Genomic DNA, 13516 nt, shown 5'->3' with positions numbered 1-13516 from the left:
TTGGGTAAAATAAACAAAATTACACTCCAAGAAGCTGCCGCTTTAATTAATGACGGTGACATGCTGGCTTTCAGCGGCTTTACTATCTGGCGCCGCCCGGTGGCTTTATGTTATGAAATTATTCGCCAGGGCAAAAAAGATCTGCATTTATTTGAAGTACAGGGCGGTTTTCATAGTGACATGCTTATCGGAGCCGGTTGTGTCAAGGTATGGGAAGGCAGCTGGATGGGCCAGGAATTGCTGGGCAAGGTTGGTGTGAATTTATCCCGCAAGCAGGTAGCCGGGGAGATTATTACCGATGATCTAAGTCATGGACACGCTGTGGCCCGGATTCAGGCGGGGGCGATCAATGTTCCCTTTTTCCCCACCGCTCTCGCCATGGGCAGTGATATATTAAATCCGGCCTATGACGGTCTGGCCAGAGCGGGCTTAAGAGACGGTTCCAATCCTAAGATACCCACTAAGAAATATGAAATAGTTCAGGATCCCTTCTTCAGCATGGGCGAGTTATTATTAATGCCGGCAGCTAAGCCCGATGCAGCGATTGTATATGCCCCAATGGTGGGAGACGAGGGGACTGTGCGGGTATTATCCCAAAGCTATAATGACTCAGACATAATCAAAGCAGCGGATAAGGTCATTGTTATCTGTGAAGAAATTGTTCCGGACAGTTATTTGCGCCAGGATCCCAACAAAAACATGGCCAGCGGCTATGAAATCGATTACGTGGTAGAGTGTCCCTGGGCTGCTCACCCCACCGGTTCCCAGTCTTATTATGACACCGATGCAGATTTCTTGAGAGAATTCAATGTTAGAACCCGCACCCAGGAGGGCTTTGAACAGTGGGCCCGGGAATGGATATTTGGTGTAGAAGGCCAGGAAGAGTATCTGAAGAAATTAGGGGTGAATCGTCTGGAAAAATTGCGGGCCTGCAGTGCTTTAGGCTACTCAACCAGAGTAAAAAGGGGGAGCAGATAAATGAGTGCAGGTAACGAGTATGCAAAGATAGGAGAATTTCAGCCCATAGACTTATTGGCTGCTGCCGCTGCCCGGGAAGTTGCTGATGGGGATGTTGTATTTGCCGGTACCGGCCTGCCTATGCTGGCTATTACCCTGGCCCAATATGAACACGCACCTAATGCGGTGTGCATATATGAAGCCGGCAGTATTGACGGCAGGCCCATTGATCTGCCTACTTCCGTAGGTGACGCGCGCTGTGTTTATCAGGCTTCCAAGGCCGGTGGCTTGTATGAAACCTTCTACGGGCAATTGCATGCCGGTTATGTTGATCTAGGCTTCCTGGGCGGGGCCGAAATAGACAAGTACGGTAATGTTAATACCACCGTTATCGGAGATTATAACAATCCCAAGACCCGGTTTACCGGCAGCGGCGGGAACGCCGATATTAACTCCTTTGCCCGGCGGACAGTTTTTATCATGGTGCAGGAAAAACGGCGCTTTAAAGAGCAGGTAGATTATATTACTTCACCTGGCTGGAGAATTAAAAAATGGCCCGGCGGGGAATGGGCCCATAAAAGGGATGTTTATGGCAAATTCTTCTACGGCGGGCCGGTAGCGGTTATTACTAATATGGCTGTTTTCCGTTTTGATGAGGATGGGATAATGTATCTGGATACAGTACACCCTGGGTATACGGTGGAGGATGTCAAAAATAATGTGAGTTTTGATCTGAATGTTTCTCGGGTAAGAGGCGAGACTAAGCCGCCAACCTACCGGCAGTTGGATTTGCTGCGCAATAAAGTTGATCCGGAAGGAATTTTCCTTTAATAAGTTAACTTAATCAAATCAAGGGCGGGGAGTCAATAATTTGTTGCAATACAGCAACAGCCTATTCAAATGTGCAACATAGAGATTAAAACAAGTCTGCAGCGCTATTGCAAAGGGGTGGGGAGGTAAACTATGGGTGATTTGACCTCTTTCATCGAGAATACTTTGGAAATTCGTAATAAAGTTGACAGCTTACTCAAGTCCAAGCAGACTGCATTACTGTTGCAAATCTGCAATGGGCAATAGCAGGCTAGTGTGTTGCGGCAATACAACTATTATCAGAAAAGTCTTTATTAAGGAAGTATTCAGACACAGTATCAGATAAAATTCTGAATTATCTGATACTGGCATTGTTCTTGCTTATAAATAGATTTCAAGGTGCCCTTTGACTTGACGGGGAAGAGTGAAGAAAGAGGTGAATACATTGAGTGTGATGCAGTCCACGGCGAGCATAGCCAAGCGTGGTTTGGTGATGGTAATTACGGGTAACGGCAAGGGCAAGACAACGTCATCTTTTGGCCAGGCCTTACGGGCTATTGGCCAGGGCTATAAGGTATGCATTATTCAGTTTATGAAGGGACGTAAATATGGAGAGGTGATTGCCGCGGAAAAGTTCCTCCCGGACTTGCAAATCTATCAATTTGGACTGGATAGTTTTGTTATGCGGAACAATCCTGCGCCTGTAGACGTGGAGATGGCCCGGCAAGGTTTGGAAAAAGCTAAAGAGATCATTGCCAGGAGTGACTATAACATGGTCATCTTGGATGAGATTAATGTGGCTGTAGACTTTAAGCTCATTCCGGAGGAAGAAGTGCTGGAGATGGTTAAAAATAAGCCGGCAGAATTGGATTTATTGTTAAGCGGCCGGTATGCTTCCGATAAGTTGAGAGAAATAGCTGATTTGGTAAGTGAAGTTACCGAGATAAAACACCACTATAATGCAGGTATTAAAGATAGGGCGGGGATTGAGTATTAAACAATGAACGATTAGGAGGGAATAACTTTTGATTAATGAAGAATTAGTAAACAAGTCAAGTGCATTAAGACAAAAATGGGAAGACGAAGTTAAAAAAATAGTGGCCAAACACCCTGATCAAAAAGAAAGCTGGACCACGGTTTCTGATTTGGGAATCAAGAGAATATACGGCCCTGAGGACATTAAAGATATGGATTTTGAGCGGGATATAGCTTATCCGGGACAATATCCCTATTTGAGAGGCTGCCAGCCATCCGGTTACCGTGGAAAATACTGGACCTTCAGAATGTTCTCCGGTATGGGTACAGCTATTGAAACCAACAAGCGCTGGCATTACCTGTTAGCTACCGGCCAGACCGGCCTGAGTACTGCCTTTGATTTCCCGACCCTGATGGGTTATGATACTGATTCCCCCAAAGCCAGGGGTGAGTGTGGAAAAGTAGGGGTGGCTATTGATACCATCGAAGATTTCAGAGACCTGATCAAAGGGATTCCTTTGGATAAGATAACCACCTCTATGACCATTAACCCGCCTGCCACTATATTATGGGCCATGTATATTGCCTGCGCCCAGGAACATGGAATTCCTCTGACCAAAATCGGCGGTACCATTCAGAATGATATGTTAAAAGAATTTATTGCCCAGAAAACCTTTATGTGCCCGCCCGAGCCGTCAGTAAAATTAATTAGCGATACCATAGAGTTTGGTACCAAATATGTGCCCAAGTGGAATACCGTCAGTATCAGCGGTTATCACATCAGAGAAGCCGGATCAACCGCTGTACAGGAACTGGCCTTCACTTTAAGAGACGGTATGGAATATGTAGAAGACGTGATCCGACGTAAAGGCTTACAGGTTGATGAATTCGCTCCCAGATTATCCTTCTTCTTTAACGCGCATATCGATTTCTTTGAAGAAATTGCTAAATTAAGAGCCGCTCGCCGGATCTGGGCTAAAGCAATGCGTGAGCGTTATGGTGCCAAGGACCCGCGTTCCTTATGGATGAGATTCCATACCCAGACTGCCGGCTGCTCGCTTACCGCCCAGCAGCCCTACAATAACGTGGTGCGGACTGCAATTGAAGCTCTGGCCGGTGTTCTCGGCGGCACCCAGTCACTGCACACCAACTCACTGGACGAAGTTCTGTGTCTGCCTTCAGACCAAGCAGTGCAAATTGCCCTGCGGACTCAGCAGATTATCGCTGAAGAAACCGGTGTGGCCAACACGATTGACCCGCTGGCCGGTTCATATTTCGTGGAAGCGCTGACCAATGAACTGGAAGAAAAAGCTTGGGAATATATTCATAAGATCGATGATATGGGCGGTATGGTTGCTGCTATCGAGAAGGGCTTCCCCCAGCTGGAACTTTCCGATGCTTCTTATAAATTCCAAAAGCAAATTGATGCTCAGGAAAAAGTCATGATCGGTGTGAACAAGTATGTTCAGGAAGATGAACAAGCTGACATTCCGCTAGTAGAAATCGATGACTCCGTTGAAGCAGAACAGCTCAAGCGTCTGGCGGAAGTTAAGAGAAAGCGCGACGGCCGTAAAGTGGCTGAAACACTTAAAGACATCGCCGCTGCTTGTAAGAAAGGCGAAAATGTTATGCCTTATTGTATTGAGGCGGTTAAGAACTATGCCACTGTTCAGGAAATCTGCGATGTTTACAGGGAAGTTTATGGTGAGTACCGCGACCCCGGCATTTACTAAGATTGAGTTGGAATTCTTAGGTAGCCGGTATATTTTGAAGTGGAAATGGTTTTTCTCTAAAATTGAAGGGGGTAAGTGTGATGGCAGAAAGAAAAATTCGAATATTGTTGGCTAAACCCGGCCTGGATGGCCATGATCGCGGGGCTAAGGTGTTAGCCAGGTGCTTCAGGGATGCCGGCTTTGAGGTGATTTATACCGGTTGTCACCAGACGCCGGAGCAAATAGCTGCTGCTGCTATTCAGGAAGATGTTGATCTTGTAGGCTTAAGCTGTTTATCAGGTGCACACAAGTACCTGTTTCCGCAAGTCGTTAATCTTCTGGAGGCGGAAGGTGCCGGTGATATCCGTGTTATCGGCGGAGGGATTATTCCGGAACTGGATATGCAGCCTCTGTATGACGCAGGCCTGAAAGCCTTATTTACTCCGGGAGCCACACTTGAATCCCTGGTGGAATGGATTAATACAAATGTAACTCCAAGGGTGTGAGTGGGATGAAAGAATTAAGTCAAAAAGTATTGACAGGAGATGTGCGTTCAGCCTCCCGCCTCATCAGAAACCTGGAAGATCAAATACCCGGTACCCAGGTTGCTATGCAGCAGATTTTCACGAAAACCGGTAATGCCCATGTCATAGGCATTACCGGTGCCCCGGGTGCCGGTAAAAGTACTCTGACAGATGAACTGGTCTTTTCTTATCGCCAGAGAAACAAGACGGTCGGTGTTCTGGCAGTAGACCCCACCAGCCCCTTTACCGGGGGAGCGCTTTTGGGAGATAGAATCCGAATGCTGCGGCATGCTGAGGATAAAGGGGTATTCTTGCGCAGCCTGGCTACCAGGGGTTCTATGGGCGGTATTTCCAAGGCTGTGGGAGAAGCCATCCATGTCATGGATGCTATGGGCAAAGACTCCATAATCGTCGAAACTGTAGGGGTGGGGCAGCAAGAGGTAGAAATCATTAATCATGCTCATACTGTAATAGTTGTCCTGGTGCCCGGTATGGGGGATGAAATACAGGCTCTTAAAGCCGGTTTAATGGAGATAGCAGACATCTTTATCATTAATAAGGCAGACCGTGACGGTGCCGGGAACTTGTATAAAGAAGTCACGAACATGGTTCATATGTCTGTTACTGAAGGTGGTTGGGAGATACCTGTATTACTGGTGGAAAGCGTACAGGAACCTAAAAAATTCGCCGAGAGTGTGTCAGTTATAGGTGATAAGATAGAAGATCATTACCGCTACCTGGTGGACAATAATCTCTTGTCTGAGCGTTTGCGCCGTAAGACTGCCGCTGAATTTAATGAAGCTCTGTGGGGAGCAATCCTGCAGCCGGTATTAAATGACCTGGATGCAGGCGGAGAAATGGAAAAAATGGTTAATAAGTTATTGAAAAAAGAAACAGATCCCTATACTCTGGCAGCGGAAGTAGCCGTCAGGTATAAAAACAAGGCCTAAAGGTTCTTACTCTGATCCTCCTGACCTCCGGCATCCCTATATGTTGGTTACCGTTACCTGTTAGGTTCTAAGGTGACCGGATAAAGGTTAACTATGCCGGGGGTTCTTCTATAGAGTGAACTATGGGCGAGTTGCCTTAATTGTCAGGCAGGGATGGCTGGTTTTTTGAATAAACTTAAGCGTCAAAAGCTCTGCAATCAATGCACAATATATTGCGTTATCCAACCGGCAGAGCTTTTGACTTTTAAGTTATGAGGCAGCAGTCGAAAGATTTAACTGAAAAAAGGATAAATTCAAATAATATTGAATTCGTTATTAATACCAAAACGATATTTGAATGGCAATGGACATTCATTAATGATTCTGAGGTACATAAATATTAATTCATAACTAACATATAATCAGTTAGGAAGTGAAATTAAATGAAGGTTCGGGAAATTATGACCTCTGATCCCTTAACCATAAGTCCCAATCATAAGGTTTGCGAGGTAGTCAATATTTTTATAGCGAATAAGATAGACGGTGCCCCGGTATTAGACGAAAATGGTAAATTAGTAGGCCTTTTTACCAAGAGTCATATTTACCGCGCGATAAGCAGGGGCCTGGATATGAATACGAAGGTGGAAGCCTTAATGACCCGGAAGATTCTCACAGGCCATCCTGAGGATGAGTTCGGCGATGTAGTCAATGCTACGGTGCCCCGGCTGCCTGTTGTGAATGAAAACGGGCGGGTAGTGGGGATCATTACCCGCGGCGATATTGCCAAAGCTTTCTTTAATTCTTACCGCAACATGTCCCTGGAACTTGATACGATTATAAATTCGACTCATAATGCAATTATTTCGGTGGATGAAAAAGGCATCATTAAGGTCTGGAATTTGTCGGCCGCCAAGTTGCTGGGTATTGAGGCAGAGGATGTTGCCGGGAAAAATATACTGGATGTGCTTCCTACTACTAAACTGATGGATGTAATTCAGACCGGAAAAGTTGAAACTTTTATGAAAGTAAAACTTAATGACCGCTACTTTATGTCCAACCGTTCTCCGATTAAAAAAGACGGTAAGATTATCGGTGCCGTTGCGGTGCTCCAGGATATCTCCGAGCTGGATAAGATGTCCAAGGAACTGTGCTATGTAAAGGAATTAAATGAGGAATTGGATGCTATAGTGGAATCATCCTTTGACGGGTTATTTATAACTGACGGCAAAGGATACATTCTGCGCTACAATAAGGCCTTTGAACAGCTGACGGGCATCGATGCCCATGAATACTTGGGACTAAGTGTGGAGGACATTAGAAGAGACGGTATTATTTCTGAACCTGTAACCTGCCATGTCTTGGAGAAGAAGAAATCCATCACGATTATGCAGACAAGCAAAACCGGTAAGCTTACGCTGACTACGGGAAACCCGGTCATAGACGCACGTGGTGAAATAATCAGGGTTGTCTGTAATGTCAGGGATATCACTGAACTAAATCTGTTAAAACACAAGCTGAAAAAAGCACAGGGGCTGAGCCAGCACTATGAAAACCAGCTTCGCACTTTGAAGATGCGGTATGATAATTCTGAAAACTTAGTCGTTAGCTCGGCCAAGATGAGGCACCTGTTGGATATGGTGATAAGGTTGGCCTCAGTGGATTCTACTATTTTAATCACCGGTGAATCAGGTACCGGTAAGGAACTGATAGCCGAGACAATTCACAGCAACAGCTCACGCCGGGATAAACCGTTTATTAAGGTAAACTGCGGTGCTATTCCTGAGAATTTACTGGAATCGGAATTATTTGGCTATAATGGCGGGGCCTTTACCGGGGCCAAAAAAGAGGGCAAATCAGGATATATTGAACTGGCTTCCGGAGGGACTTTATTTCTGGATGAAATTGGTGAAATGCCGCTGAATTTACAGGTCAAGGTGCTGAGGTTTTTGCAAAACAAAGAAATTATCCGGGTCGGGGGATCAAGTGTTATTAATGTGGATGTGCGCATTGTCGCCGCTACAAACAGGGTTCTGTTAGAAATGGTGCAGCAAAAGCAGTTTCGCGAGGATCTTTATTACCGGTTAAATGTAGTGCCGGTGCATGTCCCGCCCCTGCGCGACCGCAAAGATGATATACCCCCGCTGGCGGCACATTTCCTTGAGGTATTTAACTACAAATATAAAAAGAATAAAAAGATATCACAGGCAGTAGTTGATATTCTGATGCAGTATGACTGGCCCGGCAATATCAGAGAATTGGAAAACCTTATTGAGAGAATGGTTGTTACTACCATAGATGATAACATCGCCGGCGAGGATTTACCTTCCTACCTGCGGGATAAAGTAGGGATTAGTTCCTCATATATTATTGTTTCGGGGATAGTGCCATTAAGGGATGCTGTAGAAAGTGTCGAGAAGCAGCTGTTGGAAAGAGCCTATGCTAACTATCGTACTACTAGGCAGATGGCTAAGGAATTAAAAGTTGATGCCTCTACTGTTGTCAGAAAAGCAGCAAAGTATTGTATTATTAGAGATTCTTGATCATGACGTCTTAAGTAGCGGTGACGGTTTTCAGGATGCTTTACACTTTTAACTCAGCCTCTAATTCAGCCACTCTTGACAGATAAGGGTTCTGCCGTTCACGGCCTCCCTAGGCTCAGACGGCATCTTTTCTTTATTTCCTCAGGACCCGCAGTCGGGGTTTTGGGGGCCTAAGTTAAGAAGCAGCGGCCAAATGCTGAAAAAGGCATCGTAAGAAAAAGTTTCGATGTCTTTGTTATATTCATATGATGTATAAAGTTGCTTCATATCACCGGTAATCTGGGGTTGACTTAATATCGTACTTCTTGAGCTTTTTATATAAGGTAACTCGACTGATTCCTAAATGTGCAGCAACTTTTGATTTGCTGTTGTTATATTCCTTTAGCAGGCTAATAATCATTTGTTTTTCGGGACTTAATTCAAGGATATTAGCTTCTGCAAAATCTTCAGTTTGGGGAAGATCAATCATCTCAAAGTAATTTTTTGATAGTAATGGCTCTTTGCATAGGATGACAGCTCTTTCTATGACATTCATGAGTTCCCTAACATTTCCATACCAATTATAGTTGAGAAGGGAATTTATGATGTCATGGGAAACATCCATAATTTCCTTCTGATATTGGGCGTTGAAAACACTTAAAAAATGCTTTATGAGAATGGGGATATCCTCGCGTCTCTTTCGCAAAGGAGGTACTTCAAAATTAATGACATTGAGACGGTAAAAGAGGTCTTCCCGATATTTACCTTCCGTCATTAACACTCTTAAATTCTTGTTGGTGGCAGCAATGAACCGAATATCAACGCTGAGAGGTTTCGTACCTCCGATTCGATCAAAGCATTTGTCTTCTAAAACCCTCAGAAGTTTGGCCTGAAGAGTCAGGGGTAAATCTCCAATTTCATCAAGGAAAATAGTTCCTTTGTGAGCCAGTTCAAATTTACCGGGTTTTCCGCCTTTCTTAGCACCTGAAAATGCTCCTTCTTCATAGCCGAACAATTCGGATTCAAGGAGGTCAGCAGGTATGCTGGCACAATTAATCTTGATGAACTTTCCGGAACGATTGGATAGTTCGTGAACTGCATTGGCAATTAGTTCTTTACCGGTACCGCTCTCACCTAGGATCAAAACCGTGGAATTGGTTTTGGCGATGATGGGGAGCTCTTGCTTGATATTATTAACTAAGGGATTAACTGTTATAATTTTCTTTAGGCAACTTAATTCATTAACTGCATTAGCTTCCATTAATTTGGTGGAATCAACCATAGATTCGAGGGTTTGAAGACGGGAAAGTAACGTTTTCAGATGATCAATCTGTTTGTAGGTTATCTTGAAGATGTAACCATAGATCTCCTTTTTGGAGATGATTTTATGGATGGAGACAAGGCAATTGGTGTTGTTAATTAAAATTACTTCTGAGTAATCGTCGGGGAGCAGGGGGAGCTTTTTATGAGCCAATGCCGGAATGAGATCAACGATTTTCTGTTCCAGTATCCTTGATGAGCTAAGCCCTAGTAATTCGGAAAAGCTCTTACTGTAAAAGTTAATCCTTCCTAGAAGGTCCGTAATGACCAAGGCATCATAGGTATTTTCTAAAACCGTCTGAAGCGTGTTTATGAGTCCTTGGGTAGTTTTTAATTCTAGAGCAATATTATCCAAGGAAGATAATTCTTGAAATATGATGGAGACACTGTCAATCTTTTCACACTCCACTAAAGGAAGCAGCGTTACAAAACAATTCAGATTTCTTAGAGCAAGTTTATTCAGGATAAGCTTCTCTTTCCTGCTAAAAATCTCTTCTAAGTAGTGACCGAGTTCAGGAAAAAGGTCTGTAAGAAGGAGGTTATCCAAGTTATGATGAGTCAGACCTAAGATCTCATGACTTGCTTTATTGGAATGAATAACTTGCTTATTGTTATCGATAACAATGATCCCGATCGGTATATTTTGGGTTATTGAGTTTAAACGCTCTATAAATACAGCTCGTTCCCGAAAGAATCCTTGGATAAGATCACTTTTTGTGACAACTCCAAGGATTTTCTTTTCTTCATCCAATACGACTGCATGTGCAACATTGGCTTTAAGGAGCTTCTGGCGACCACTGTGTAAATCTTCATCTGAGTTTAGCGTTAGGACATTGCTGAGATACAATGTATCAATCGGTGTATTTAGGGTGGCTCCTGCCAGGAGAGCACGGTATATTACATATTTTGTGGTGATTCCAACCAGCAGTTCCTGCGAATCTACAACACAGGCAATATCTGAACGGTATTCGATAAAGGCGGTAAGAACCTCACTAATCGTTGATTGAGGCTTAAGTTTGATAAAGTCTGTGGTTATTAAATCCAGAGATGTAAACACCATTGCCACCTCTTTACTGTTTCTTTTACAAACTTAGGTTAGTAGTAATTAGTCAATCAGATATACTCTAACGTAAAAACGCCAAGAAGACAAGATTATAGTCTGAATATTCAGGTATCCGGTATTGTAAGCACATGTCTTGTGTGATATTAGTTTTCGCCACGGAACGATAGGATTATGGATTTTACCGCTTGGTATGAAAGTTGCATATTTTACCAAGCATATGTATGGGAATTATCCCCTAGTAGTTAGAAAGTCATGCATGGAATTAGGAACCAAAATTATGGTAGAGGTGAGAGTTAATGAAGAAGATTTTAGGAATCATATCTTCCCGCCGAAAAATCGCTAATGGCGAGATTCTATTGAAGGAAGCGTGCTCAGCTGGAGAAGAAGACTACCAGCTGGAGTTAATTAGACTTCCTGACCTTAAGCTGGAACCTTGTAAAGGGTGCTATTCTTGTCTTATCCCCGGAAAATTATGTCCTTTAGGAGATGATCTGTATTATCTGGCAGATAAAATTAAAGCAGCCGATGGAGTTATTATCTCTTCCCCATGCTATGTCTTGGGGCCAGCCGCTATTACTAAATTATTAAGTGATCGAACAATTGCTTTGGCTCGATTATTGGACGATTTCTGGGGAAAACCTTGCGTGATTATTGGTACCGCCGGGATAAAAGAGTGGGAAGGGTATACTATGTCCGCACTCATGATGATGGCTCGCAGTATTGGTTTAGATGTAAAAGATGCTCATATGTTTATTGGTGCCTTGCCTGGAGAGGCTGTGGAGATAGAAGGTGCGCTGCCTCGAATTCGACAACTAGGGAAAGCTCTGTTTGGGGAAAAACGTGGGGCGGAAAATGGTCAGTGTCCAACCTGTTGGTCGGATCTTTGGAAGTTTCCCAAGCCTAACATGGCTGTATGTCCAATTTGTGGTCAGGAAGCAAGTCTTATCATCAATGATTCTAGTCTAGTATGGGAATATGGACCTTCTGGGCCGAGGCTTGGTTATGAACAACTTAAAAAACATTTTCAGGAGTGGCTTCCGGAGAAGGCACAGGAGTATGGTTTACGGCGCAAAGAGTTGGAGCTTGTTCGAAACAAATATAAAAATCAGGGACAATGGTTAACACCACGTACTTAACGCTATTTACAGTTGTTAATTTACAAATGTAAAGGGGTAAATGAGGCCGCCTGGGTTAACGCGGGATTAATGGGCAATTAATATGCCAGAATAGTAAAACTATTCTGGCATATTAATTGCATAAATAGATTGGCATAACAAGCATTAAGCATTAGCAAAGTTATTTTTCTAACTTAGAATTAGCTAACTGGGCGGAAAGGATGGAGTTGATTATGAAGTCAGTAAGGATTGGGGCTTCTGTTGGTTTTTGGGGGGATATATTTACTTCAGCCGTTGATGTTGCTCAATACGGAGATGTCAAATATATCTGTGGTGATTCCTTAGCTGAGTTGACCATGGCGATCCTGCAAAAGGCTAAGAATAAAAATCCAAAGGATGGATACACGAAAGATGTTTTTCCATTAATGACAAGTTTGCTGCCCATCTGTAAAGAAAAAGGGATTAAGATCATCAGTAATTGTGGCGGTATTAACCCCCTGGGGGCCATGGAAGCCGTTAAGGGGATTGCAAAAAAACTGGGTCTATCGGATCTGAAGATTGCTGTAGTCGAAGGTGATAATATCTTGGACCGTCTTAAAGAGTTTGCAGACAAAGGATATTTGGGTAATCTCGGTGCGGAGACAGGCGGCTTATGGGATAAGATTCTCTTTGCTAATGTTTATCTTGGCGGAAGAGAAATTGCTAAAGCCCTGGCAACCGGTGCTGATATTGTCATAACCGGCAGAACCACGGACAGCGGGCAATTTCTTGGCCCGGCAATGTATGAATTGGGCTGGCAGGAAGATGACTGGGATAAAATTGCCCAGGGAATCGTTCTCGGGCATCTTATGGAATGCTCCGGACAGGCGACGGGCGGTAATTTTAGCGGCGAGTGGTGGAAAGTCGATAAACTGGGAAATCTCGGGTATCCCGTTTCTGAGATCTATGAAAACGGAGAGTTTATTTTCAGCAAACCCAAAAATACTGGGGGTATGGTATGCGTTGATACGGTGAAAGAGCAACTTCTCTATGAGATCCATGATCCCACCTGTTACCTCACTCCTGATGTCATCGTCGATTTCTCCTCAGTTAAATTAGAAAATGTAGGAACCGATCAGGTTAAAGTAACCGGAGCCGCTGGAAAACCTAAACCTCCAACCCTTAAAGCCATCTTGGGCTATACCGCCGGGTTTGTCGGGGAAGGGAGTATTACATATTCTTGGCCCGATGCCCTGCCAAAAGCCAGAAAAGCTGAAGAAATCATTCGACAACGAATTGACATGCAGGGTATTAACTGTGAAGAAATCCACAGCGAGTATATCGGGCTCAACTCGATTCATGGTCCCTTAGCCCCTGAGCCGGAGAATGAAACGAATGAGGTCATGCTTAGGGTTGCTGTCCGCACAAGTACAAAAGATGAGGCGGCTAAGATAGGCAGGGAATTTCCTGCTCTGGCCTTAAACGGCCCACCACATGCCAGTGGTCTTGGCGGTATGCATTCCATAAGGGAATTGATTGGACAAAAAACAGCCTTGATTCCGAGGGAGGAAATTGAACCCCTGGTAAAAATATCTGTCGAGGAGGTGTAATCA

The 13516-nt window shown here is 44.0% G+C and carries 10 protein-coding genes; 9 read left to right on the top strand and 1 reads right to left on the bottom strand.

Translation table 11 applies throughout. From position 1 onward, the window contains the following. The 7 genes from DESOR_RS20270 (at window position 1) to DESOR_RS20240 (ending at window position 8447) form a co-directional block, all read left to right on the top strand. Entirely contained in the window at window positions 1-978 is a 978-nt protein-coding gene (locus DESOR_RS20270; RefSeq protein ID WP_014186461.1) for a CoA transferase subunit A, read from the top strand. Further along, the gene (locus tag DESOR_RS20265; protein WP_014186460.1) at window positions 979-1788 is read left to right on the top strand and encodes a CoA-transferase subunit beta; all 810 of its coding nucleotides are present in this window, start codon (window positions 979-981) and stop codon (window positions 1786-1788) included. It begins immediately after the preceding gene. A gap of 424 nt (window positions 1789-2212) precedes the next feature. After that, on the top strand, window positions 2213-2764 hold the full coding sequence (locus tag DESOR_RS20260; RefSeq protein ID WP_014186458.1) for a cob(I)yrinic acid a,c-diamide adenosyltransferase: 552 nt from the start codon (window positions 2213-2215) through the stop codon (window positions 2762-2764). A 28-nt stretch (window positions 2765-2792) separates the two neighbouring features. Further along, window positions 2793-4475, top strand: a complete 1683-nt coding sequence (locus DESOR_RS20255) for a methylmalonyl-CoA mutase family protein (protein ID WP_014186457.1) — start codon at window positions 2793-2795, stop codon at window positions 4473-4475. A gap of 80 nt (window positions 4476-4555) precedes the next feature. Then, window positions 4556-4960 (top strand): cobalamin B12-binding domain-containing protein, encoded by a 405-nt coding sequence (locus DESOR_RS20250; RefSeq protein ID WP_014186456.1) that lies wholly within the window; start codon window positions 4556-4558, stop codon window positions 4958-4960. 5 nt (window positions 4961-4965) lie between these two features. Beyond that, a complete protein-coding gene (meaB, locus tag DESOR_RS20245; protein WP_042331472.1) occupies window positions 4966-5928 on the top strand; it encodes a methylmalonyl Co-A mutase-associated GTPase MeaB in 963 nt (320 codons plus the stop codon). 422 nt (window positions 5929-6350) lie between these two features. Further along, window positions 6351-8447 (top strand): sigma-54-dependent Fis family transcriptional regulator, encoded by a 2097-nt coding sequence (locus DESOR_RS20240; protein WP_014186454.1) that lies wholly within the window; start codon window positions 6351-6353, stop codon window positions 8445-8447. A 268-nt stretch (window positions 8448-8715) separates the two neighbouring features. Here the strand turns inward: DESOR_RS20240 and DESOR_RS20235 are convergent, their stop codons facing one another. Further along, entirely contained in the window at window positions 8716-10806 is a 2091-nt protein-coding gene (locus DESOR_RS20235) for a sigma-54-dependent Fis family transcriptional regulator (RefSeq protein ID WP_014186452.1), read from the bottom strand. Window positions 10807-11105: 299 nt separating this feature from the next. Between DESOR_RS20235 and DESOR_RS20230 the strand changes: the two genes are divergently transcribed. Further along, window positions 11106-11945, top strand: coding sequence for a flavodoxin family protein (locus tag DESOR_RS20230; protein ID WP_014186451.1), 840 nt, complete (start codon window positions 11106-11108; stop codon window positions 11943-11945). Between the two features lie 212 nt (window positions 11946-12157). After that, window positions 12158-13513: an acyclic terpene utilization AtuA family protein gene (locus DESOR_RS20225; protein WP_014186450.1), complete on the top strand. Its 1356-nt coding sequence runs from the start codon at window positions 12158-12160 to the stop codon at window positions 13511-13513. Window positions 13514-13516: the final 3 nt, after the last annotated feature.

The organism is Desulfosporosinus orientis DSM 765, from assembly GCF_000235605.1.
Classification (GTDB): Bacteria; Bacillota; Desulfitobacteriia; order Desulfitobacteriales; family Desulfitobacteriaceae; genus Desulfosporosinus; species Desulfosporosinus orientis.
This window is presented reverse-complemented; position numbering and strand designations above follow the sequence as displayed.

Excerpts from the sequence above, each read along its gene's own strand:
- DESOR_RS20230 (WP_014186451.1), top strand. The coding sequence starts at position 11,106 with ATGAAGAAGATTTTAGGAATCATATCTTCCCGCCGAAAAATCGCTAAT.
- meaB (WP_042331472.1), top strand. The coding sequence starts at position 4,966 with ATGAAAGAATTAAGTCAAAAAGTATTGACAGGAGATGTGCGTTCAGCC.
- DESOR_RS20250 (WP_014186456.1), top strand. The coding sequence starts at position 4,556 with ATGGCAGAAAGAAAAATTCGAATATTGTTGGCTAAACCCGGCCTGGAT.
- DESOR_RS20235 (WP_014186452.1), bottom strand. The coding sequence starts at position 10,806 with ATGGTGTTTACATCTCTGGATTTAATAACCACAGACTTTATCAAACTT.
- DESOR_RS20225 (WP_014186450.1), top strand. The coding sequence starts at position 12,158 with ATGAAGTCAGTAAGGATTGGGGCTTCTGTTGGTTTTTGGGGGGATATA.
- DESOR_RS20265 (WP_014186460.1), top strand. The coding sequence starts at position 979 with ATGAGTGCAGGTAACGAGTATGCAAAGATAGGAGAATTTCAGCCCATA.
- DESOR_RS20240 (WP_014186454.1), top strand. The coding sequence starts at position 6,351 with ATGAAGGTTCGGGAAATTATGACCTCTGATCCCTTAACCATAAGTCCC.